24 protein-coding genes are annotated in these 21,802 nt (G+C 44.0%); 11 read left to right on the top strand and 13 right to left on the bottom strand.

The features are described 5' to 3' along the window. Nucleotides 1-17: 17 nt before the first annotated feature. The 4 genes from AC1DLM_RS24265 to AC1DLM_RS24250 form a co-directional block, all read right to left on the bottom strand. Nucleotides 18-1,022 carry a LacI family DNA-binding transcriptional regulator gene (locus AC1DLM_RS24265; protein ID WP_441989070.1) on the bottom strand — a complete coding sequence of 335 codons (1,005 nt, stop codon included), beginning with the start codon at nt 1,020-1,022 and terminating at the stop codon, nt 18-20. 99 nt (nt 1,023-1,121) lie between these two features. After that, complete coding sequence (locus AC1DLM_RS24260; RefSeq protein ID WP_441989069.1) at nt 1,122-2,126, bottom strand: LacI family DNA-binding transcriptional regulator; 1,005 nt, start codon at nt 2,124-2,126, stop codon at nt 1,122-1,124. Between the two features lie 177 nt (nt 2,127-2,303). Next, nucleotides 2,304-2,900, bottom strand: a complete 597-nt coding sequence (locus AC1DLM_RS24255) for a hypothetical protein (RefSeq protein ID WP_056612513.1) — start codon at nt 2,898-2,900, stop codon at nt 2,304-2,306. 190 nt (nt 2,901-3,090) lie between these two features. Continuing rightward, on the bottom strand, nt 3,091-3,321 hold the full coding sequence (locus tag AC1DLM_RS24250) for a DUF6953 family protein (protein WP_171635459.1): 231 nt from the start codon (nt 3,319-3,321) through the stop codon (nt 3,091-3,093). A gap of 189 nt (nt 3,322-3,510) precedes the next feature. Between AC1DLM_RS24250 and AC1DLM_RS24245 the strand changes: the two genes are divergently transcribed. Further along, complete coding sequence (locus AC1DLM_RS24245) at nt 3,511-3,639, top strand: YjcZ family sporulation protein (protein ID WP_441989068.1); 129 nt, start codon at nt 3,511-3,513, stop codon at nt 3,637-3,639. Nucleotides 3,640-3,696: 57 nt separating this feature from the next. Here AC1DLM_RS24245 and AC1DLM_RS24240 read toward each other — a convergent pair whose 3' ends face one another. The 3 genes from AC1DLM_RS24240 to AC1DLM_RS24230 are packed head-to-tail and all read right to left on the bottom strand — an operon-like array spanning nt 3,697 to nt 6,976. After that, nucleotides 3,697-4,854: an ABC transporter permease gene (locus tag AC1DLM_RS24240; protein ID WP_477571404.1), complete on the bottom strand. Its 1,158-nt coding sequence runs from the start codon at nt 4,852-4,854 to the stop codon at nt 3,697-3,699. Next, nucleotides 4,847-6,028 carry an ABC transporter permease gene (locus tag AC1DLM_RS24235; RefSeq protein WP_477571403.1) on the bottom strand — a complete coding sequence of 394 codons (1,182 nt, stop codon included), beginning with the start codon at nt 6,026-6,028 and terminating at the stop codon, nt 4,847-4,849. Before AC1DLM_RS24235 ends, AC1DLM_RS24240 begins: the two co-directional genes overlap by 8 nt. 12 nt (nt 6,029-6,040) lie before the next feature. Beyond that, nucleotides 6,041-6,976 (bottom strand): ABC transporter ATP-binding protein, encoded by a 936-nt coding sequence (locus tag AC1DLM_RS24230; RefSeq protein ID WP_436242709.1) that lies wholly within the window; start codon nt 6,974-6,976, stop codon nt 6,041-6,043. Between the two features lie 184 nt (nt 6,977-7,160). On the opposite strand from AC1DLM_RS24230, the gene AC1DLM_RS24225 reads away from it, so the two are divergent. Beyond that, nucleotides 7,161-8,297 (top strand): sensor histidine kinase, encoded by a 1,137-nt coding sequence (locus AC1DLM_RS24225; RefSeq protein ID WP_441989065.1) that lies wholly within the window; start codon nt 7,161-7,163, stop codon nt 8,295-8,297. Nucleotides 8,298-8,312: 15 nt separating this feature from the next. After that, entirely contained in the window at nt 8,313-8,966 is a 654-nt protein-coding gene (locus tag AC1DLM_RS24220) for a response regulator transcription factor (RefSeq protein ID WP_441989064.1), read from the top strand. 4 nt (nt 8,967-8,970) lie between these two features. On the opposite strand, the gene AC1DLM_RS24215 is transcribed toward AC1DLM_RS24220, so the two are convergent. After that, nucleotides 8,971-9,828, bottom strand: a complete 858-nt coding sequence (locus tag AC1DLM_RS24215) for a stalk domain-containing protein (protein WP_441989063.1) — start codon at nt 9,826-9,828, stop codon at nt 8,971-8,973. A gap of 197 nt (nt 9,829-10,025) precedes the next feature. On the opposite strand from AC1DLM_RS24215, the gene AC1DLM_RS24210 reads away from it, so the two are divergent. The 5 genes from AC1DLM_RS24210 to AC1DLM_RS24190 all read left to right on the top strand — a co-directional run bounded on the left by AC1DLM_RS24210 (nt 10,026) and on the right by AC1DLM_RS24190 (nt 14,081). Beyond that, nucleotides 10,026-10,664 (top strand): DUF1054 domain-containing protein, encoded by a 639-nt coding sequence (locus AC1DLM_RS24210; protein ID WP_477571402.1) that lies wholly within the window; start codon nt 10,026-10,028, stop codon nt 10,662-10,664. Between the two features lie 111 nt (nt 10,665-10,775). Then, nucleotides 10,776-11,456, top strand: coding sequence for a hypothetical protein (locus tag AC1DLM_RS24205; RefSeq protein WP_477571401.1), 681 nt, complete (start codon nt 10,776-10,778; stop codon nt 11,454-11,456). Nucleotides 11,457-11,630: 174 nt separating this feature from the next. Further along, nucleotides 11,631-12,359 carry an ABC transporter ATP-binding protein gene (locus AC1DLM_RS24200; protein WP_477571400.1) on the top strand — a complete coding sequence of 243 codons (729 nt, stop codon included), beginning with the start codon at nt 11,631-11,633 and terminating at the stop codon, nt 12,357-12,359. Continuing rightward, nucleotides 12,356-13,387 carry an ABC transporter permease gene (locus AC1DLM_RS24195; protein WP_477571399.1) on the top strand — a complete coding sequence of 344 codons (1,032 nt, stop codon included), beginning with the start codon at nt 12,356-12,358 and terminating at the stop codon, nt 13,385-13,387. Before AC1DLM_RS24200 ends, AC1DLM_RS24195 begins: the two co-directional genes overlap by 4 nt. Before the next feature lie 37 nt (nt 13,388-13,424). Beyond that, the gene (locus AC1DLM_RS24190) at nt 13,425-14,081 is read left to right on the top strand and encodes a TetR/AcrR family transcriptional regulator (RefSeq protein WP_477571398.1); all 657 of its coding nucleotides are present in this window, start codon (nt 13,425-13,427) and stop codon (nt 14,079-14,081) included. A gap of 73 nt (nt 14,082-14,154) precedes the next feature. Here the strand turns inward: AC1DLM_RS24190 and AC1DLM_RS24185 are convergent, their stop codons facing one another. Together AC1DLM_RS24185 and AC1DLM_RS24180 are read right to left on the bottom strand one after the other, a co-directional pair. Next, nucleotides 14,155-15,324: an MFS transporter gene (locus tag AC1DLM_RS24185; RefSeq protein WP_441989057.1), complete on the bottom strand. Its 1,170-nt coding sequence runs from the start codon at nt 15,322-15,324 to the stop codon at nt 14,155-14,157. A 33-nt stretch (nt 15,325-15,357) separates the two neighbouring features. Next, nucleotides 15,358-16,623 carry an MFS transporter gene (locus AC1DLM_RS24180; RefSeq protein WP_477571397.1) on the bottom strand — a complete coding sequence of 422 codons (1,266 nt, stop codon included), beginning with the start codon at nt 16,621-16,623 and terminating at the stop codon, nt 15,358-15,360. A 172-nt stretch (nt 16,624-16,795) separates the two neighbouring features. On the opposite strand from AC1DLM_RS24180, the gene AC1DLM_RS24175 reads away from it, so the two are divergent. Continuing rightward, nucleotides 16,796-18,265: an aminotransferase class I/II-fold pyridoxal phosphate-dependent enzyme gene (locus AC1DLM_RS24175; RefSeq protein WP_477571396.1), complete on the top strand. Its 1,470-nt coding sequence runs from the start codon at nt 16,796-16,798 to the stop codon at nt 18,263-18,265. Between the two features lie 85 nt (nt 18,266-18,350). Then, entirely contained in the window at nt 18,351-18,770 is a 420-nt protein-coding gene (locus AC1DLM_RS24170; RefSeq protein WP_171635426.1) for a DUF1885 family protein, read from the top strand. A gap of 61 nt (nt 18,771-18,831) precedes the next feature. Here AC1DLM_RS24170 and AC1DLM_RS24165 read toward each other — a convergent pair whose 3' ends face one another. The 3 genes from AC1DLM_RS24165 to AC1DLM_RS24155 form a co-directional block, all read right to left on the bottom strand. Next, nucleotides 18,832-19,140 carry a DUF1292 domain-containing protein gene (locus AC1DLM_RS24165; RefSeq protein WP_171635424.1) on the bottom strand — a complete coding sequence of 103 codons (309 nt, stop codon included), beginning with the start codon at nt 19,138-19,140 and terminating at the stop codon, nt 18,832-18,834. Nucleotides 19,141-19,230: 90 nt separating this feature from the next. Then, nucleotides 19,231-19,848 carry a stalk domain-containing protein gene (locus tag AC1DLM_RS24160; protein ID WP_441989054.1) on the bottom strand — a complete coding sequence of 206 codons (618 nt, stop codon included), beginning with the start codon at nt 19,846-19,848 and terminating at the stop codon, nt 19,231-19,233. 81 nt (nt 19,849-19,929) lie between these two features. After that, nucleotides 19,930-20,829, bottom strand: a complete 900-nt coding sequence (locus AC1DLM_RS24155) for an alpha/beta hydrolase (RefSeq protein ID WP_477571395.1) — start codon at nt 20,827-20,829, stop codon at nt 19,930-19,932. A gap of 135 nt (nt 20,830-20,964) precedes the next feature. On the opposite strand from AC1DLM_RS24155, the gene AC1DLM_RS24150 reads away from it, so the two are divergent. Next, the gene (locus AC1DLM_RS24150; RefSeq protein ID WP_477571394.1) at nt 20,965-21,717 is read left to right on the top strand and encodes an MBL fold metallo-hydrolase; all 753 of its coding nucleotides are present in this window, start codon (nt 20,965-20,967) and stop codon (nt 21,715-21,717) included. The last annotated feature ends 85 nt before the right edge of the window (nt 21,718-21,802 follow it).

The following is a 21,802-nucleotide window of genomic DNA, read 5'->3' as shown; positions in this document are numbered from 1 at the left end:
CGACTTTCCCCACTTTCTTATGCTTGTAATAATTGCACAGATTCACGAACAATTAATTCGGTTCGCAATAGAACTTGCTCGGTTGTATGCAATTTATTCTCTATATTACCTAGGAGACGCAGTGCGCCTTCTTTGCTAATTTGTTCGATCGGCCTGCGCACGGTCGTTAAGGCAGGTGTCACATAGGCCGCGAATACCGTATCATCAAAACCAACCACGGAGATATCCTTAGGGACATGTAAACCCGCTTCAAACACAGCTTTAATGGCTCCTAGTGCCATCTCATCATTGCAGCAAAAAACCGCTGTCGGTCTCTCTTCGAGGCTCAAAAATTGCTGCATTGCTTGATGACCACTTTCCAAATCGTAAAGTCCYGGCATGCGGAACGCAGCTGGAATGGAAATCCCATAATGCTCCATTGCTCGTTCGAAGCCATCCTTGCGATTCTGCGCAGATTTAAAGCCCTTACGCCCCTCGATTAAGGCGATTTTCTTATGACCCTGATTCACAAGGTAAGCTCCTGCATGAAAAGCACCTTGCTCCTCGTCAGAGAGAACATTCAGAACACCGGCGGTGTCCACTGGCCGATTCAATACGACGAGCGGAATCCCTTTGTTCGCAATATGCTCAATGATCGGCCCATCGTCGTCACTTTGGCTGACAATAATTATGCCATCAAAGCTCTTCTTGGTGATGGAATGAAAGCTAGTGTAATCATCGATTCCCTTGACAATCAACTGGTAGCGATCTCGAATCACCGAGTTAACCCCTCGAATGGCTTCGTAGAAGAAACCAGCGGAAGTTCCATTGCTTAGTGTTGTAAAGAATAGCCCCAAGTTATACGAACGATCCAGCACTAAACTTTTCGCATTATAATTCGGCGTGTAATCCAGCTGTTCAGCGATGATGCGAATGCGCTCCTTCGTCTCCTCTTGAATGAGCGGACTGTTATTCAACGCTCTGGAAACTGTCGTGTGGGAAACACCCGCGAGCTTCGCAATATCCTTAATAGTTGCGCTCATACATTCACCTCTAACAGAAGCATATCACATCTATGCACACGTTAACAATAGTCTTTTCGCGAGACAAAAAAACTCCCTTCTCAGGGAGTCCACAACTCATTATGTATGATTTCTCTTTGCTGTCGATTGTCTCACTACTAACTCTGGCAGCAACTTTATCGTGGGATACGTGTCTATGTCTACCACACCATCAATCTTACGTATTAATTCATCGACGGCGCAACGCCCTAGTTCATTGGCAGGCTGACGTACCGTTGTTAAATGTGGGCGAAATTCAGAAGCGAATATTTGATCGTCGAACCCTACGATCGACATATCATTGGGAATTTGGTATCCTACCGTTTTGCATGCATCCATCAAACCGATTGCAATGAAATCATCTGCTGCAAATACAGCAGTTGGCACCTTATTATTACGTATCCAACCATCTGCAATATCGTAGCCTGAAGAGATGCTAAAATCACCTTGTTCAATCCACAACTCAGTCAAACCTGCTTCCAACATCGCATGAATATAACCGCGCTCACGTTCCGCACTGCTCAAGAAGGGCTCTGGTCCGCGAATATGAGCAATCGTTTGATGCCCGAGATCAATAAGATGCTTGGTTGCTTCATAGCCGCCGATGAAGTTATCTACAATGACAGACGATACAGCATCATGACAATACTGATTATCAATCAGCACAAAAGGGATTTTCTTCTTCTCCAACTCCGTTACATAGGCAAATTCATTCGTGGGAGACACGACGATTAACCCATCTACCCGATCTTCTTGAAATAAAGAGTTCTCAAAGGATTTGAACGCATCGGTCGAGACCGATAAAGCAAGGAAATAGCCGCGCTCTGCTAAGCGATCATTCATTTCTTTCACCACGGCATCGAAGAATGAATCGTTGAGGGTCGATATCGCAACACCAATAATACCTGTCCTACCTCTGGCTAAACTGCGCGCAGCTGCATTCGGCTGGTAGTCCAGCTCCTTCATGGCTTGCAGCACCTTTTGCCGATTCCCCTCGCGCACCGTACCTGCTTGATTGATTACGCGGGAGACCGTGACTACAGAAAGTCCACTTTTCTTCGCTACATCAAAAATACTGACTTTCATATCTTCAGCTCCTGTAACTCACAATAAAAAGTATAAGCGCTTTAATTTTAATGAAACAATTATATTCGATAGCTTCATTCCTGTATATGTTTCATTCTTCTCCCCTTATAAACACACAAAAGAGAGTCCCGTATACGTTCATACAGGCTCTCTTTCATCCCAGCACACTATTCATTCTCACATCTCCAATAGAAGCATTTCTTGTCTCAATTCGATCAATTTAACTTTACTTTCCATCGCGGCCTTGGTGTCCCCGGATGAGAGTGCATCTTGCAGCGTAGCTAATTCATAATCAAGCTCCATGCGCAAAATAGGGATGCGTTCGTCTGTCCGCTTCGATCTTAGTGCTTGCATGACTTCTTCTACGGTCACAGCAGGCTCCTTCTGATACAGCACCTTATGTTCAATTCCGCTAATCTCCACCATGCGGATGATTTCCCCGAACATAATATTCTCAATGAGAATTTGCCGATCCTTAAATCTTTTCACTACGGCATGACCGCGAGTATCTCCGATAAGCTTCTCCATCATTTCAGCAAGCTTCTCATCTTTGAATGAATAATTGCCAACAATCTTATACTTCTCGCCAATTCGTTCGAATTTCAGCTTGATCAACTTGCGCCCTGTGCGAATTGAGATGATAAATTGAAGTTCACTTTCGTTCCAGTAGAGCGAATATCCTTCTTGGATGAGGGCTTTAATGAAGTTCCGGATTAGCCGGCGATCAAATCGTAACTCTAGGTTGCAATACTCCACTTCATGACTCTTACTCACGGCAATCCCCTCCATAATTGGCGCAAACCATTTATTTAAATATTCAGACAACTTGTGTTCTTACAGTTATCTTATTATGAATTCTATGTTTTAGCAACTTGGATTATGGATATTTTTTTAAAAGAAAGCGCACAAAAAAGCCGATGCCTGTTTGCCATCAGCTACAGCCCATGTTCTTGCCATCCTATGATTAATGCCAGCCCCAGAAAAATCCATCGCGTTCCCATGCAGCTCTACCGCCATGCAATTTCTTGAAGATTTTCTTGACCTCTTTGGAAATGGCTTGATTCCCATTGTCATTGACATAAATAAAGGATTCCCCATAAGTCTTAAGAATATAGTCTACGGCATCCTTTTGATACAAAATCCCTGCCGATTTCAACTCATTCAACATCCACTCTGCAATTTCATTCTCTGTCATACTCCAACCATTCTCCTTTCCTTGTCCATTTGATCATTATAACATACATCCTTGTAATATCCGCACCTGACTAAGGACACCAGCACAATCATGACAGAATTCTCGCACAGCCCATTCCATCTACCGTATTGCTCCATATGCTATGTCGAAAGTCAATGAACAAGACTTCAAACAGAGAGGGTGAATGATATGGGTTATGGTGTAGCAGGTGTTGGTGGAGTTGGTGGAGTTGGCTGTGGCGGTGGATATGGATCTTCTGCAGCAATTTTGGTTCTTTTCATCTTGTTAGTTATTATCACTAGCGCTTTTGTAATCTAATACTTCACAGTTGATAAAGGGCAGCCCTGTACTTCAGGAGCTGCCCTTTGAGTTTATTTAACCAGCTTCAGATTCCGCCGGATTGAGGATTGCTGAGCCAATGCTCATAAGGATAAGACCGAATAAAGCCAATACCCCTATATTCATCCATAGCTGAGACAATGGTTCTCCTGCAGACATACGTTCGATCGCATCGAGTGCCCACTTTTGCGGGACAAAGTTTGCGAGCTTTTGCATCCATTCCGGCATGAGGCTAATCGGCCAGAAGCATCCGCCCAGCATGCAGGTTGGCGTAACAACAAGAGCGTTTATCACGTTCATGTTAGTCGCATTTTTCACCATACTCGCTACAGCACTGGCAATTCCCATGCTCGCTAACAGGAAAAATTCTAAGATGACAAAATGAGATATGAATGGGAGACCGTACTCATATCCAGCCACGTATCTAGTAATGAAGAGGATAACTAGCACTTGAAGTGTACCCACAACAAAACTGCCCAAGAAATTTCCTGCTACAATTTCAAAAGCTCTAACTGGCGCTGTGTACGTTCTTGATAATGTACGAAGTCTTCGATCTTCCATAACGAGAGACACTGTATTGTTCATTAAGCCCATCATGAAGATCAGCATGAGTCCAATCACGATATGCATGTTAGGATTCGTATACAAATCCAAATCCGTTATTTTAGGACTAACTTGGTACTTTTGAATTTGAGAAATTGTTTGCAAGGTGCTCTCTCGCAAATCAGTCTCTGTCAGACCTTGTTTACTGTATAAAGCAATCGTATCTTGATACCTGGATAAAATGCCTTCCAGACTTATTTTGAATGTAATCGTGGATTCATTCGAATTGAGTTGAAACATGTCAAGCTGCGGCAAAGTTCCTCCTGCTAATAACTTTTCACTTAAGTCTGCAGGTATGATGAAGGCACCGGTGACCTTCTGTTTAATAACATCGTTTTTCAAATCGGCTTCAGATGCAGCCAATGTCAACCGATAATCAGGTAATGCACTTAACTCTTGTACGACCTGTGTGCCTAATGCACCTTGATCCAAATTAAGATAAGCGATGTCTGCTCGATGCTCACTTTGTTTACCAAGAACAGTAATGATGAGTGACACCGCGGCAGCCGGGATAACCAAATACATGAGAAGTCCTTTTCGTTGAAAAAGGGAACGGCGCAGCATATTTAGAGCGATCGCCAAACTATTCATGATATCCCCCTTTACGGTAAACAAGAAATGCGATTAGCGACAAGCCAATGGCCATGCAAACTAAAATCAATAAGTGATGCGCTACTATAGACGTTTCGCTCCCCAGCATGAGTTGAAACATACTTTGCATCCCCCAATAGTTTAATGTGTATGAACCTAATTGCTTAAGAAATCCATCAGGAAGCGGTGTAAAGCCCCCACTTAAGAATGTCATAATCATAATGCCCGTTTGAAAAATCGCCGCAATCATACTATCTGATTGGAAGAGGAGCATGACTACGATGGCCAAACTCATAGAAGCTAGAATCATGCATAAACAAATAAGAAAGAGTGTTAGGAATTGAGAACCCCAATCCACACCATAGAATAGCTTGGTGGCACCGATGATAACTGCAGCCTGACCAATAGAAAGGAACATATTCCCACTAATTTTACCAAGTAAAATTTGATACTCACGAATAGGCATGCCATTCAAACGAGATAACGTGTGATTCACCTTTTCATTCTGTAAGCTAAAAGCAGTGATCATGCCCGAATATAATAAAAACATCACGAGAATCGACGCCGCATAATATTGCATGGCCGTGTAGTTGCCATTTGAAGCTGCTAATTGGCCTACATGTACCAACGAAGGGTTTGCAGCCCCACGTGAGGATATGCCTTCGACCTGCTTTAGAGGCTCCAAAGACGTTGTACGAGCTGTAGTCTGAATAGCTTGAATCTGATTCACTTTATCGAAATAGGTGCGAAACACCATTTGAGCTGTTACATTTTTCAAATAATCATGACCCAATATCATCTCCCACTGGGCTGCTTTTCCCGCCTGCACCTGAGCACTGAAATCGTTCGKGATGATAACTGCAAATTCAGATTCTCCATTCTTCAACCGTTTTATCGCTTCCTCGCGTGTTGATATCACATGGGTTTGCAGGTGCTTTAGGGTCTCTGGAGATGCCAAGAATTTTTGAAAACCTTCCTGCAAAGCTCCTGAATCCGATTGAAGGATATCAACCTTGACTGAATTTAATGCTTTATCCTCGGCCTTAAACACGCCTGAGAGAGCTGATCCCAAAATAAAAATGAGCAGTAAGGGCATTAGAAATTGAATCAACAGCACATAGCGGGTCCGCAGTTTCCTGAGGATTTCATATTTAGCAACGGTCCAAATTGGCATGTGAATCTCCCCCTAATCTCTCAAGGTTCTTCCGGTCAATGACAGGAACAAAGCTTCTAGATCAGGCTCCACCTGCGTGAGCGATTGTATTTTCACCTGATGTTTAGACAAAATGAAGAGGATATCTTGCAAATAACTTTGTGACGCGCTTACGATCAGTTCAAGGGTTTGTTCATTTGCATTTAACTGTTTTATCAACGGATACTCTCTCAACTCTTTAACTGCTTGGTCCGTGAGGTTCGTAATTTGAAGCACAATTTTATTGTCCTGGGAAACTTGATTACGCAGCTCTTCCTGCGTTCCGCAAGCGATGAGATGACCATGATCCATGATCCCGACTCTCGTCGAAATGGCCGACACTTCTTCCATATAGTGGGAGGTATATAGGATCGTCGATCCCATTCGATTCAATTCTCTTACCGAATCTAAGATATGATTACGTGACTGAGGGTCGATCCCCACCGTTGGTTCATCCATAATAATCAGCTTTGGTTGATGCATGATAGCACAAGCGATATTCAGTCTTCGTTTCATGCCACCTGAAAATGAACTAGGCTTATCACTCGCACGATCTAGGAGTCCCACAAAGGCTAACGATTCCTCCACTCGCTCCTTGAGCAGCTTTCCTCTCAACCCATATAATTTAGCGAAAAAAGTGACGTTCTCCCGAGCTGTTAAGTTTTCATATATCGCTAAATCTTGAGGCACGAGCCCCAAATTACGCTTGACTTCCATTGGGTATTTAGCAACAGATTTGCCACCTACCAAGATGTCACCTTGATCGATTTTCAGCAATCCGCTTAGCATTTTAATCGTTGTACTTTTGCCCGCTCCATTAGGTCCTAACAGACCAAAAACTTCACCTTCTCGAATCGTCAAATTCAGATGATCTACAGAAATACGATTGTCATATTTCTTAACTACATCCTTCAATTGAACAAAGCTCATACATCTCTCCCTTTCTTCACTGCACTTATTACCGTAATTGTACGCTTTTGTGAGCAACTCGACAGGTAGAAGAAGTCATTTTACAAAGTGACAAAAGTCACTTTATTTTTGCTAAGAAAAGTGTTATCCAACGAAAAGTCGTATGCTATACTTTCTTTACTAAGATAAAGGATGCGAATCTCGATTGATAAACCAACTCTTACTCACACGCTATCTTCTCTTACTCGTACCTGCGATTGCTTCCATGTATTTGGAAGTCTACATATCCAATAACACCTATGCGCTATTCGTACTCCTATTTATTGGACTGATCGAAATGAGGCGAACACGCTTCCCGAACACGAACTGGATGCTCCTCCTTGAAATCGCCTGTACAGGCTGGATGAGTTATCATTTCGAAGGCGTATGGTTTCTCTCGTTCTTCTCAACCCTTCTGACTTACGTACCCAAGTTGAATCGTCAGCAGCAATTTAGAGCAATTCTGTTACAGCTACTTGTTCTTAATTTTTCCTTGCAAAATCAACCATCTATGTATTTCATCTTTGCAAACGTGATGTTTGGCACAATCGCCATCCTATCTTTCCAGCTTCAGCGAATGAAAAAAAATAAAGATGATGTTGAGCTGCTCTATGATCAACTCCGAAAGAAGCATTATGAATTGGATGAAGCCCGTCTTCAATTAATGGATTATGCCCGAAAAGTAGAGAACATTGCCCAAACGGAAGAACGTAACCGCATCTCACATGATTTGCATGACGATTTGGGACATAAGCTTATTCGAATCAAAATGATGATGGAGGCCTCACTTACCATCCTCCCCTCTCAACCAACCAAAGGTACTGAGATGTTACGTTCTGTTCGCGATCAACTCGGTGAGAGTATGGAACTCCTTCGTTCAACTGTACGTCGATTGAAACCGAACAAGCATTCGCTGCAAAGTTATTCCTTGGCTACATTAATTGATGAGCTAACTCGAGAGAACGCTATCGACATTGAACTCGATATTCAGGGAATGCCTTATGAATTGTATCCAAGCCTTGAATACATTCTTTACCGAAATGCACAGGAAGCGATCTCTAATGCGATTCGGCATGGCGCTGCTACATACGTTCAGATCACATTGCAGTACACAGCCAATCAAGTGACCATGGGAGTCTCTAATAATGGCACACGTCAGATGGAGCCTACGGTTAAAGGGCTTGGTTTATCCGGTATGGAAGAACGAATTAAAGTGATTGGCGGGCATCTTATTATTTCGAATGAGGAACATTTCACCGTAACTACCGTGCTGCCAGCTTTTCGACACAATGAAGCTACTTAAAAGGAGGGATTGTTGATGATTCATGTACTCATAACCGACGACGATCCATTTATTCGTGAAAGCTTACAATTAATTATTGGTCTTGATCCTGAAATCTCGGTTGTTGGAACTTGTACGAACGGGAACGAAGCACTCACCTTTATTCAAAATGGAACACTAGTTGATGTAGTCCTCATGGATATCCGTATGCCGCTCTGCGATGGTGTTCAAGGGACAAAACAAATCAAAGAAGCGTACCCGGAAATCGCGATACTGATTCTGACTACCTTCGATGATGATGCGTACATCATACAAGCACTGCGAAACGGCGCCAGCGGTTATTTATTAAAAAATATTTCCCCAGATCGTATTATTCAAGGCGTTAAGACGGTGAAGCAAGGAAATTTGCTCATTCATCCTGATATTGCGAAGAAACTAACCAGTTTCATTCAAGATAGTCCCCCAAAAGCTGATGCACAGGCCCATCCATTTGATGGGTATGGCTTGACAGCTAATGAGCAGGCTATCATTGCTAAAATCTCCGAAGGCCTTTCAAATAAAGAAATCGCCCAGGAGCTATTCCTGAGCGAAGGTACGGTGAAGAACTATGTAACTGAAATTTTAAGTAAATTGAACCTCCGAGATCGCACTCAAATTGCCATTTTTTACCTGAAGCGACAGCAAGGCTGAGAACCTAATTCACGACTTTACCCGCCTCGATATCTTCCACCGAAGTACTGGCAACTAGGTAATCAGAAATTTCATTACTATAATTGATAAAAGGCGTTAACTTGACCGTGGTTTTGAAGAAATGTCCATTATTATTCAACAAGTAATAATAGGTGTTTTCTTCCGGCAGCTTATCAATAATGACTGGATTCCAAGAGTAACTTACTTTATCCACAACAAAATAACGGTAAGAATCAACATAAGTCTTCAGTGCCTTCAATTTAAGCGGATCGGTCTCACCTGACACGACTAATGTCTCATACCTGGAATAAGACATCTGTGGGGGCTGGTTCCCCCATACATTTTTCAATTCAGTTTCACTCACGTACACTTGACCCGTAAATTTCTCTTTTGCTTTACGTAAACCATCTGTTCGGATTCCCATTCGTTCAATATCGCTCAACCGATAATACGTTTGATCTGTGTTATTAAGTAAGACCGGGTAGGATGCTCCCTGGTAATCCATATATTGCGCATAGGGAAATTGCAAGACCATCTCCGTATAATTCGATTCATTTCCCACAACTGGCTGATTCGAATTCACGCGCGGGACGACATAAATCGTTTTCGTACTTTCCTGCCAATTCACGACAGCGCCTAAATGACCAGCCAACTCCTTAACGGGCAAATAACTTGAATTATTATAAATTAATGGCGGATTCGCTAATTGAACAGCTTGACCATTTACGACAACTTTATAATCACTTCTGAGATACGCATCGACACGTTGAAGTACATCTTGTGCATATACACCTGCCCCAAAACATGTTCCCATTAGTGTTCCAACGATTGCAACCTTCGACCATTTTGGCATCTTCTTCATCCAAATTCCTCCTGTACCTTTCCTAGCTTGTTACCTTAACTCATTCGACAACTACCTTAATTTACCTCCTTGTTTCGACAATTTCCCTCTATTGACCTATAAAAGCTAACCAAACAATGCACTTGATTCATTGCGAGTTGGTCGAAATTGCTTTAGAATAGTTGAAAAACATGCATGTGAAATGAGGAACTTCCATAATGAGTTTTACAGGATTTACACAACACGATTTCGATACCTTCGCCATCGAGGGATTAGACGGACGAATGGCCGCCATTCGCGAGCGAATTCAACCTAAATTCAAAGCCCTTGGCGATGTATTGGCAACCGAATTATCTGTCCAATCGGGAACCGAAATGTTCCTCCATATTGCCAAACACTTACGACGTAAGATCAATCCTCCTGTCGACACCTGGATGGCTATCTGTCCTAACAAACGCGGCTACAAGCAAGTACCTCACTTCCAGGTCGGTCTTTTCGATGATCGAGTTTTCATCTGGCTTGCACTCATTTATGAGCTGCCGAACAAAGGCAATATCGCTACGACTTACATGAACAATTTGAAGCAGATTCAAGCCGAAATTCCAACAGATTTCCTACTTTCTTTTGATCATATGAAAAAAGATACGATTTCCGTGTCTCAACTCGACACTACAGGCTGGAACGAAGCCTTAATTCGCTTCCGTGATGTCAAAAAAGCAGAGCTGCTCATCGGTCGAAACCTCCGTTTCGATGACCCCGTGTTAGCAAAACCTGCTGAGTTGGAACTTTTAATCGAACAAACCTTTGAGAAGCTGATTCCGTTGTACAAACTTGCTGTCGACACACCATCGCTCTAATTTCACGAAAAATTTATATTAAATTAAGGTTGCTTTCAACTAAAACRCGGCTTTCCTGCGCAGACTAAATCCTGTAATTCCCAATAAACAGGAAAGGAGGCCTCGAATCCCATGGAAGCAACAAACATTAGGAAGATGCTCATAAGCTCCATCGCACTCACCTGTATCTTGGGTGGCAGCCTCTCTGCTGTCGCACAGAACCCTGATTCAGAAGATCAGCCAACCGTTACGTTGCAACAGTCAGATGAGACTGGTCAAAGCGGACACCATAAACGGAAATGGCCGATTATTGAAGAATCCGCAACGGTTATCGGTGTCGACAAAGAAGTTCTCTTCAAGTCGCTGAAGAGCGGGAAAAGCATTGTGGAGGTCGCCGCTGAAAAAGGCATCTCGGAAGCCGATCTGACTGCGAAGCTGCAACAACTTCGGACGACGAAGATTGAAACCGCAGTGAAAGATGGCAAGCTGACTGCTGACCAAGGCGAGCACATGAAGCAAAAGCTCGGCGAGCATTTGAAGTTCATTCTCAATGAGAAGAACCTGCTAGCTCACCATCCTGGGCATGGCAAACATAAGTTCGGCTTAAAGCCCGACACTGAAAAGCTCGCAAAATCGCTAGGCATGAGTAAAGACGAACTCCGTGCACAACTGCATGCAGGTAAGTCTTTGGCTGAAATTGCGCAAGCGAAAGGCATTTCCAAAGACAAGCTAGTGGTATCGATTAAGGATCAATTAACACCCTCGATTGAGAAGTGGGTTGATCACAAAATGGAACCAAAAGCGAAAAAGTAGTTTGGCGTTAACAGGAGGGGCATTCTATGGAATGCCTCTTTTTCAGTATTAGCACCTCACTTTAAAAAATGAGTGATTACTCACTTCTCAACTGCATAAATTTATCGTATGATGGGTTTAGAATCAAAAATGAGTGATTACTCACTTTATTATTTATTGAAAGAGGTGCAGACCATGACATCCGCCACATCGATTCAAGTGCAAAGAGTCAGCAAGCAATTTGGTGAGAAAACGGTTCTGAAGGACATTACGCTTGCAGTTCCTCGCGCACAGATTTTTGGACTACTAGGTCCTTCTGGTTCGGGTAAAACAACACTGGTCCGCATGATCGCAGGCATTGATGCCCCTACAACCGGTCAGGTGACCGTACTTGGCCAGAAGATGCCACAGCTAGCTATGCTCTCCCAAATCGGCTATATGGCGCAATCAGATGCCTTATATACCGAATTGACGGCGCAGGAGAACCTGGCTTTTTTCGCAGCCTTATATGGCCTCAAAGGAGCCAAATGTAAGCAGCGCATTCAAGCTGTCATGGAGCTCGTTGATTTGAGCGATCATTTGAAGAAACAAGTCAGCAACTATTCGGGGGGCATGAAGCGACGGTTATCGCTTGCCATTTCCTTGCTCCACGAGCCAAGCATCCTTATTCTCGATGAACCTACCGTAGGGATTGACCCTGTGTTACGCAAATCGATCTGGCAGGAGCTCATGAATCTAAGTCTGAATGGAACTACCATTCTTCTGACCACACATGTAATGGATGAAGCAGACAAGTGCCATCAACTCGGTATGATTCGAGACGGAAGCCTCACCGCCATAGGTACGCCAGAGGAGTTAAAACACGCTACCTCTTCCTCCACGATCGAAGAAGCATTCTTAATTTATGGAGGTGCTCACGCATGAGAATTCGGGCCATTGTTATACGCATTCTTCGTCAATTTTTCCATGATAAACGAACTCTCATGATGATGCTGGTAGCTCCTATGCTCATTTTGTTCATGATGTCCTTAGTTTTCAATGGCAACACCTATGTGCCCAAGCTTGGCGCCGTAAATGTTCCTGCCCCGCTTATTCAGAAGCTGCAGGATTTGAACGCGGAGGTTACTGTCTACTCGGCAGAAGAAGCGCAAATAGAACTGKATCATGTCAACTTAGACGCTGTGCTAGTCATGAATGGAACTACACCGCAATTAACCCTGGAAGGCAGTGATCCAAGCAAGAACAAAGCTGTTCTCTTCCTGCTGCAAAAGTCACTRCAAAGCTCAGCCCCGACTGGCACCGCATCCGTACTTGCGCCAACGATATCGTATTTACACGGTGCCGCTGATATGGCCGCTTTTGACAATTTCGGACCGGTACTTATTGGATTTTTCGTTTTCTTTTTCGTCTTCCTACTGTCAGGTGTGTCCTTCTTGAGAGAACGTACAGGCGGGACCTTGKAACGATTGCTCGCTACACCTTTGCGTCGATGGGAGATCGTTGTGGGGTACATCCTTGGTTTTGGAATCTTCACTACCTTGCAAGCGACACTTATTGCTTGGTTTGCAACGAGCGTTCTCGGCTTGATGATGGTAGGATCCTTCTGGTATGTGCTGCTGATTACCCTGTTGCTGGCTCYGGCTGCGCTCTCCTTGGGAACCTTGATTTCTGCCTTCGCGAACAATGAGTTCCAAATGATTCAGTTCATCCCGCTCATCATTGTGCCTCAGGTCTTCTTCTCCGGTTTGTTCAGCTTGGATACAATGTCTGTCTACCTACGCTGGATTGGTCATTTGATGCCGCTGTACTATGGCGCTGACGCTCTGCGGAATATTATGATTCGCGGCGCAGGCTGGGATCGCATCTGGCTTGATGTGCTTGTACTTGCAGCCTTTACACTCGTCTTTATGATCTTGAATATTGTGGCATTAAAGAAGCATCGTAAGATATAATGGATGGATGTCTAGAACGGAGAAAGAGGTGAATGCAATGTCCGAGATCGAGCCATGGTTAACTGAACTGCTGCGTCTGAACGACGAAGAAGATAAAATGACCGATAAACAGATTAAGATTGTTCAAGCGGCTGTGGAGATTTTCTCTGAGAAAGGTTTTGCAGGCTCCTCTACAAGTGAGATTGCACAGAAAGCTGGCGTCGCTGAAGGCACGATCTTCCGTCATTACAAAACAAAAAAAGAGCTGCTCCTCTCGATCGTAGCACCGATGATGTCCAAGCTCATTGCACCATTTGCGGTTAAAGATTTTACGAAGGTTTTGGAAGCGGATTATCCCGATGTCGAGCAATTCCTACGTGCAATTATTGTGAATCGCTTAGAATTTGCGCGCAGGCACTTTCCAGTCATCAAAATCTTCATGCATGAAATCCCGTTCCACAACGAGCTTCGCGAACAATTTAAAGAAACAGTGGCCGTTCTGGTGCTGGAGAAAGCTTATAAAGCCATTCGGCATTTCCAAAAGCAGGGGCAAATCATTGAACTCCCTGCGCCAACTACAATGCGTCTGATCGTTTCCACGATAGTCGGCTTTCTCATTGCTCGTTTTCTTCTTGTCCCTGATGCGGACTGGGATGAAGAGAAAGAAATTGACTATACGATTAAGTTCATTTTGTATGGTCTGTCGCCACGATAGCGTGCTGTTGCAAACAAAAAGCTGCACCCCCTCTCCTTCCGGAGAAATGGATGTGCAGCTTTTCTGTGTACAGCTAAACCGCTCGTTGCGCGGTAGTTTGGCGATCAACCATAATGAAGCGCTGCAGCAGTAAGATCGCAGCTAGACAAAGCACGCCGCCGATGATGAACGGCAGCGAATGGGCGATCGCGAACACCGCTCCGCCAAGGAGCGGGCCTGCTATGCGGCCCAGGCTGTCCATGGAGGAGCTGAGGCCTGTCGCGACGCCTTGTCCAACCTTCGTACGCTGCGTAATCAGCGACGTCACACACGGTCTGATCAGCGCGTTGCCTGCGCCGAAGACCGACAAGTAAATCGCAGCGGTTACGACGCTGCTGGAGTACAGCAGCAGGAAGAAGCCAGCTGCTGAAAGCAATAAACCGATGCCGATAACGAGCTGTTCGGCACCTTGTTTCACGAGGCGGCGTACGACGCCGCCCTGGATCAAGGCGCCGACGATGCCGCTCGCGAGGAACATCATGCCGATGTCAAACGGCGTAGCGCCGATTTTGTCCATTTGATAATACTGAAGCGTTGCTTCAAGTCCTGCCAACGTGAACGACACGAAGAATGACAATACGTACAAGTACTTAGAAGCACCATCGAAAGCAGTCCAGCGCGAAGGCGCTTTTTCTTTCGAAGATCTGCGTTTGTCCGATGTCAAGGATTCTTTAAGTATCACAGCCGCTAAGAGGAATGAAGCAAATGAAAGCGCAGCAGCTACAAAGAATGGCGTGTACGTTCCCCATTTGCTAACAATTCCGCCAAGTGCTGGTCCGAAAATAAAGCCTAGCCCAATCGACATCCCAACCATGCCCATACCTTTGGTCCGATTCTCTGCCGTTGTAATATCTGCTACATAAGCTACAGCACAAGCTGTCGCCGCGCCTGAGAATAAGCCGCCTAGAATACGGGATACATACATGATCCATAAATGATCATTGGCGAAGCCGAAAATTAAGAAACTCACACTAAAGCCCAGCAGTCCGATTAGAATTATCGGTCTACGCCCAATACGATCCGATAAGCCTCCCCAGATAGGAGACATTAAGAAGGAAGCTGCCGAGTACACCGACAAGAGTACGGCGTTATGAAACTTCGCTCCCGCTCCAGTCACGACTTCTGGCAACACTGGAATGATAATTCCGAAACCAATAAAGATCGTCATCAGCAACAACATGATGATTCCAATCTGTTTATTCATGATGCATTAAGCCTCCAAACCAATTCTTTTTCCTTATCGTACCATACCTTTTTTGGGGATGGAAATGAACATTTGAAGAACAAGTAACAAGATAAGTACAAATCCACTCGTAAGGAATGGCGCATGATATCCATATACGTCCCAAAGCTTACCCGACACAATAGGGCCTACTATCATCCCACATCCTTCAATCGTGAGGAAAAACCCCCAAACTGCCCCTCTTTTCTCAGGCGGAATGGCAGAAGCAATCAACGCATTCCAAGAAGGAATAATGAAAGCATAACCTACACCAAGCAGCGCCACTAAGATGTACAGCATGCTCATGGATTTCACGTAAGTGAAAAGAAGTAAGGCTGCTGCACTAAGTGTAAACCCGATAAGTAAAAACGGGCGAATCCCTAAGCGGTCTACCATTTTGCCCATTGGAATCAGAAATATAACGGTAACCGCACCTCCAGCGACCAAAAATAGGCTGTATTGAAAGGAAGATAGCATCAATACTTCTTTGGCATAGAGCGTAAGAATCGGCGTTAATATCCCTAGCGCAAATGTCTGAGCAAACATAGCCGGAAACATCAGAGGGCTTATCGACATCGATTTCCGAACCTCGCTTAAATAGGTAGATACTCGATGTAACCAAGTAGGCTTTTGTACGTGATGCAGCTTGAGGGCAACCTGTTCCTCCCCTAAACCACGAGCCGTGTTAGCTACCTTCTGTTTGCGTGGAAGCATGAGCGCGACCAGCACGACTACCCTCATACAGCCGATAAGCAGCTTGAATGCAAAGGCATAGTTATTTTCACCAACGAAGAAGTTAATCGCCACAGGACCAAGCCCTACCCCAGACAGCCATGCCATATAAACGACGCTCATGATCGTCGCTTTCCCCTCATCCCCTGCTACTTCAGTCGTTCCTGTAATAACACATGGCCACAATGGGGCTGTCCCAAATCCGAGTAGTGCACAACCAACGATCATCCACAGATATTGGGTTGTGATTGCCATGATAATAACGGAAAGGAAAGTCAACAACACACCTGTTAGCATAGTTACACGATATCCTAGCCGATCAATAATCCATCCCACAGGTGTACGTAATACATTATCGCCAATATATTGCGCAGCCAACGTCCATCCGATAACAAATGCAGAAGCACCGAGCGATGTAGTCATGTAAACCGGCAAAACAGTTAAAAGCAAGGCTCCCTTTACAAATTCTACGACGAACATAATAATTAACAATTCCATCACAAATGGTGAGAAAAGCCGATTATCCCGCCATTTCCGCATCCAAATCATCCGATTTCTCCTTTTATTTGCCTATTTATACTTCTCCGTGTTAGTTTGACCCCATTTTGTGCAAACTATTTTGAAAAAATTAACTTGCATCAAATCTCTAGTTTGATATACTCATTTTGTTTGTTGCAACTTTTGAACAAGCAATCCACGATAGAAGGGAAGCGATAATCAGGTGGATCATACCCGTACACCCCTGTTCTCTGCATTGCTTGCGCATGCGGAAAGAAATCCAATTCAGTTTCACATTCCTGGCCATAAAAAAGGAGTCGGCATGGACCCGGAGTTTCGTGCTTTCATAGGCGATAATGCCCTTTCCATCGACCTCATCAATATAGCACCGCTAGATGATCTTCATCAGCCGATGGGCGTTATTGAAGAAGCTCAGAAGCTGGCTGCGCATGCGTTTGGCGCGGATCACACGTTCTTCTCTGTGCAAGGCACGAGCGGAGCGATTATGACAATGATTATGACCGTTTGTTCCGAAGGCGATAAAATTATCGTGCCGCGGAATGTCCATAAATCCGTACTAGCCGCAATTATTTTCGTTGGAGCTAAGCCTGTTTTCATTCAACCTGCTCGTGATAAAAATCTAGGAATTGATCACGGCATTCCGACTCGTTCTGTTCGCCGTGCACTCGAAAAGCATCCGGATGCGAAAGCCGTGCTTGTCATTAATCCTACCTATTATGGTGTATGTACGAACCTTAAGGAAATCGTAGATCTCGTACACAGCTACAATATGCCCGTACTTGTAGATGAAGCGCACGGTGTCCTTATTCATTTCCACGAGAAACTGCCGATGTCCGCTATGGATGCTGGTGCTGATATGGCGGCTACAAGTGTACATAAGCTTGGTGGTTCCATGACGCAAAGCTCCGTCCTCAATGTAAAAGGAAATCGTGTGAATCCGAAACGTATTCAGACGATCATTTCGATGCTGACTACGACGTCGACTTCGTATATTTTACTAGGTTCGTTAGATACCTCTCGCCGTCACCTTGCTCTGAACGGACGTGAAATGGCAGAACGCACGATTCAGCTTGCTCACTACGCGCGCAAGCAAATCAACGAGATTCCGAACCTCTATTGCTTCGGGGAAGAAATTCTCGGGGATGAAGCCACTTACGCTTATGATCCTACCAAAATCTGCGTACACGTTCGTAAGCTAGGTGTCACGGGCTTTGAAGTAGAGAATTGGCTGCGAGATCACTACAATATCGAAGTCGAGATGAGTGACATGTACAACATCCTCTGTCTTTTCACACCAGGAGACACACCAGAGAATGTAGACATTCTATTAACGGCTTTGCGAGAGTTATCTCACATCAATGATGATGTTGCCGAAGTTAAAGAAGTTGTCATCAAGGTTCMTGCGATCCCACAATTGACATTGACACCACGTGATGCTTTCTATGGAGAAACGGAAATCCTTCCTTTTAAAGACTCTGCCGATCGTATCATTGCTGAATTCATCTATGTGTACCCGCCCGGCATTCCGATCTTGCTCCCTGGTGAAGTTATTACACAGGAGCTAATTGATTATATCGTTGAGCATGTAGAGGTCGGATTACCTGTTAAAGGGCCTGAAGACCGTAGTGTCCAACAGGTGAAAGTGATCGTAGAAACACAAGCCATCTTCTAAGCTCTCTACCCTGAGGGATATATTGTAAAACCGTTTACATGATGCTATGATATGGGTGATGTTTTGCGAATGAGGTGATCAAGGAATGGCTCAAAGCGCTTATATTAAATTCGTAACAGGATCCGCTGTCGCGGCACTTACCTTGGATGAAATCAAGGACAAGCTGCTGCATTATCGGGATCAACTTAGCCTGACAGCCAAACAGCTTGGTTGGGAGTATGACGAAGCCGGATTCCCTTATACGATTGAGACGAAGCCGGAAGGCGAAGGCAAATGGTTTTATTTGAAAGGCACCAACGCTTTATATCATACGATCGTGGTTGGGGTCGGTTCTGAACAAAACCAGGAGCAAGAGCGCCAGTTCGTGCAATTCGTATTACCTGACAATGCCACACATGGTGACAAGAGCAAAGGCAATGAATTCTGCAAATATTTGGGCAAACTTCTGAAAGCTGAACTTCATCTATTTAACGGTAGAATCATGTATTTCAATCCTAGAAAATGAATGAACACAAACAGAAACCCCCTAACAGATCACTCTGCTAGGGGGTTCTTATGTATAGCTCTTATTCTTCGCCTTCTTGAGCCACGATTTCATTGTAAATCGTTACTACACGTTCCCACTCTTCTTCATCTTCAATGTTAACGAGGAATGCATCTTCGTCCTCTTCTTCAACACGGAAAATCACGCCGTCTGCTTCAGGATCATTACGATCGAGTAAAACAGCATACGCTTGCTCCTGAGATTGGAAGGTATATACCATGACCATTTCATGTTCTACACCGTTCTCGTCCGTAACGATAAAAACGTCTTCCCCTTGCTCGTCGTGATCGTGGTCACAGTCCGGGCCGTGCACATGCTTCTCATCGCTCACAGGCAGAACCTCATTTCATTAAGTAATAAGTTACTTAAATATCCTAACATTTTCATATTAAGAGGTCAAACCAGATAATCCCTGCTTGCTTTACTCCGATTGAATTTGCTTTTCCGAAACGACAGAGTACTCACTGCTTCCATTTTGCTGCATAGCAAACTTAACAACATAGGTACCCGCTTCATCGAATGAAACACCATAGACAGGAACCTTCAACCAGAACGATTCTTTGGAATCGGAGATTGATTTCTCGACAGGTGTAATTACACTTTTTCCACTTGGAGAAACAATGGAAACGCGAACGGAATTAATGCCTGTTTTCAAGTTATCTACCTGTGCGAACACGATAAAATCCGCTTGTTTCCCTCGTTCAACAACGCCGAAAGGGACGATCGCCGAATCTTTACGAACTTCCGTTGTAAAGAACATATGTACATTKGGCTTGAACAAATAAGCTGTTTTACTCGAATCATCCCATCTGAGAAGGGACTGTAGAGCATCGCTCATTGCACGTAATGGAAGTACCGTCTTGCCATCCACAATAAGCGGCGGAACATCGGAATCTGCGAATTCCTTCGTTTGATTGTTTACGACTAATCTAGCGATACTATACCCTTTATAATCCCCCCATATCGATGAGGCTACCACCGCAGCCGTACTTAAAACAAAGAACACAACCATCAACGTAAAAATGCGCTGAACTTTCATCTCTCTTTAACCTCCAACCTCGTTAGTCATCTGTCTGTCTGCATCTTTATACGCCGATGTTTAGGAAGAGTTGCGATGAATTTAACATTTTGCAATAAAATTCAGTACACGCTTAATATATGCTTCTGATTCTAGCTGAAAGGTACCGACATGCCCTGCTTTCTCTGTAATCCATAGCTCAAAATCCTCTGGATGACGCTTGTACATCTGGGAACTATTGGTATAAGGGATAGCTTGATCGTCTTTACTGTGAATGAACAAGATAGGCCTTGGCACAATCCGGTCAACGGCAGCTAATGCATCAACAGCATGTGGATTCACGCCAATCAATTTTGGCAAAATAAATAGAATCAACGGGGTAAAAGGGTAGCGTGGAAGCTTTGACCACACCGGCAAGTTTTCTTTGAGATAAGGAAGTAATTGACTAAATGCGCTGTCCGTAATGACACCTGCCACATCTTTCGCCTCCGCAGCAGCTAAGATCGACGACGTGCCTCCCATCGAAAATCCAAGTAATATTATTTCCGTTGGTTTGCTAGCATAGGTCTGTACCCAATCGATAGCGCCAAGGATGTCTTCCTTCTCTAGGAAGCCAATTGTGGTTGTTTTCCCTTCTGACCGTCCTGAATTCCGAAAATCAAACATCAGAACATGATAGCCTGCATTCACAAGTACTTGAGCCAATGACAAGGCTGGAAGACCTTTTTCTAGACGTGTACCCGCATAACCATGTGACATGATGACTGTCTTGGTTTCAGGTAAGGACGGCGCTTTGGGCGATTCCAAGTACCAGCCATCTAACAGCACCCCCTCTGTTCGGCTTGGGAATGAGACATCCTTTCGGTGCAAGTTATAATTCTCTGCGGTATCATCCACAATCTTCCGTTTAGGATGCGTTAATTGCCACCCCACGTAGGTTGAAAGCCCAACAACACCAAGCACAATCAGCAAAAGAATACTACTAACAAGTAACCCAATCATTATGAAATCAACACCTTCTATTTGTTTACTTTCACTTTACTGTTTCTTTAATTCTATATATAGTGGTTGAAAGACAGCAACCTCCCATGTTACATTAGAAAAAGATGGATTTTGTCGAAAATTGGAGGACACTGAATGAGTTTGCAAATTCAAATGTTGGGAACCGGCAGTGCCTTTTCCAAATTGTATTACAATACAAGTGCAGTAATTCGAACTACCGATGCCACTATTCTTATTGATTGTGGACCCACAGTGCCTAAATCACTTAGCGAGATTGCGATAGAGCTCGATCAAATTGATGGAATTCTTATTTCACATATTCATGCTGATCATATAGGCGGCCTTGAAGAAGTAGCCTTTCGTTTATTCTATCAATATAACCGCAAACGTGTGACGCTTTATGTTACAKAGGCATTAGCTGAAGTTCTTTGGGAAAATAGTTTGAAAGGCGGACTCTATAATCCGGAGGATGACTTCCATCAGCTTCAGGACTATTTCGAACTGGTTTTTCTACAGGAAAGAGTACCTTATCAACTATCTCCAGAGCTAACAATTGAAATCATCCCTACCTTGCACATTGCCCAGAAACTTAACTATTCGATGTTCATTAATCACCGGACATTCTATAGTGCTGATTTGCAATTTAATAAAGACTTTCTCATCAACGAAGTTGCCCATACAAGAAATTGTCACACCATTTTTCACGATTGTCAATTAAACGGACCTGGATATGTTCACACAACATTGGAAGAACTACTTACCCTTCCAGAGGATATTCAGAAACTCATATATTTGATGCACTATGACGATCACATGACAGAATTCATTGGTCAAACAGGTCCCATGACCTTTATCCACAAACATGAAATCATCGAGATCTCCGATTGATCTTGCTGCAAACTGAAGCCTTGAGAATTCATTTTCTCAGGGCTTCTTTCGATAATTCCCCCCTTCATTTTTCATTTTTTTTTCG

This window comes from Paenibacillus sp. 01T442 (genome assembly GCF_056398345.1).
This window is presented reverse-complemented; position numbering and strand designations above follow the sequence as displayed.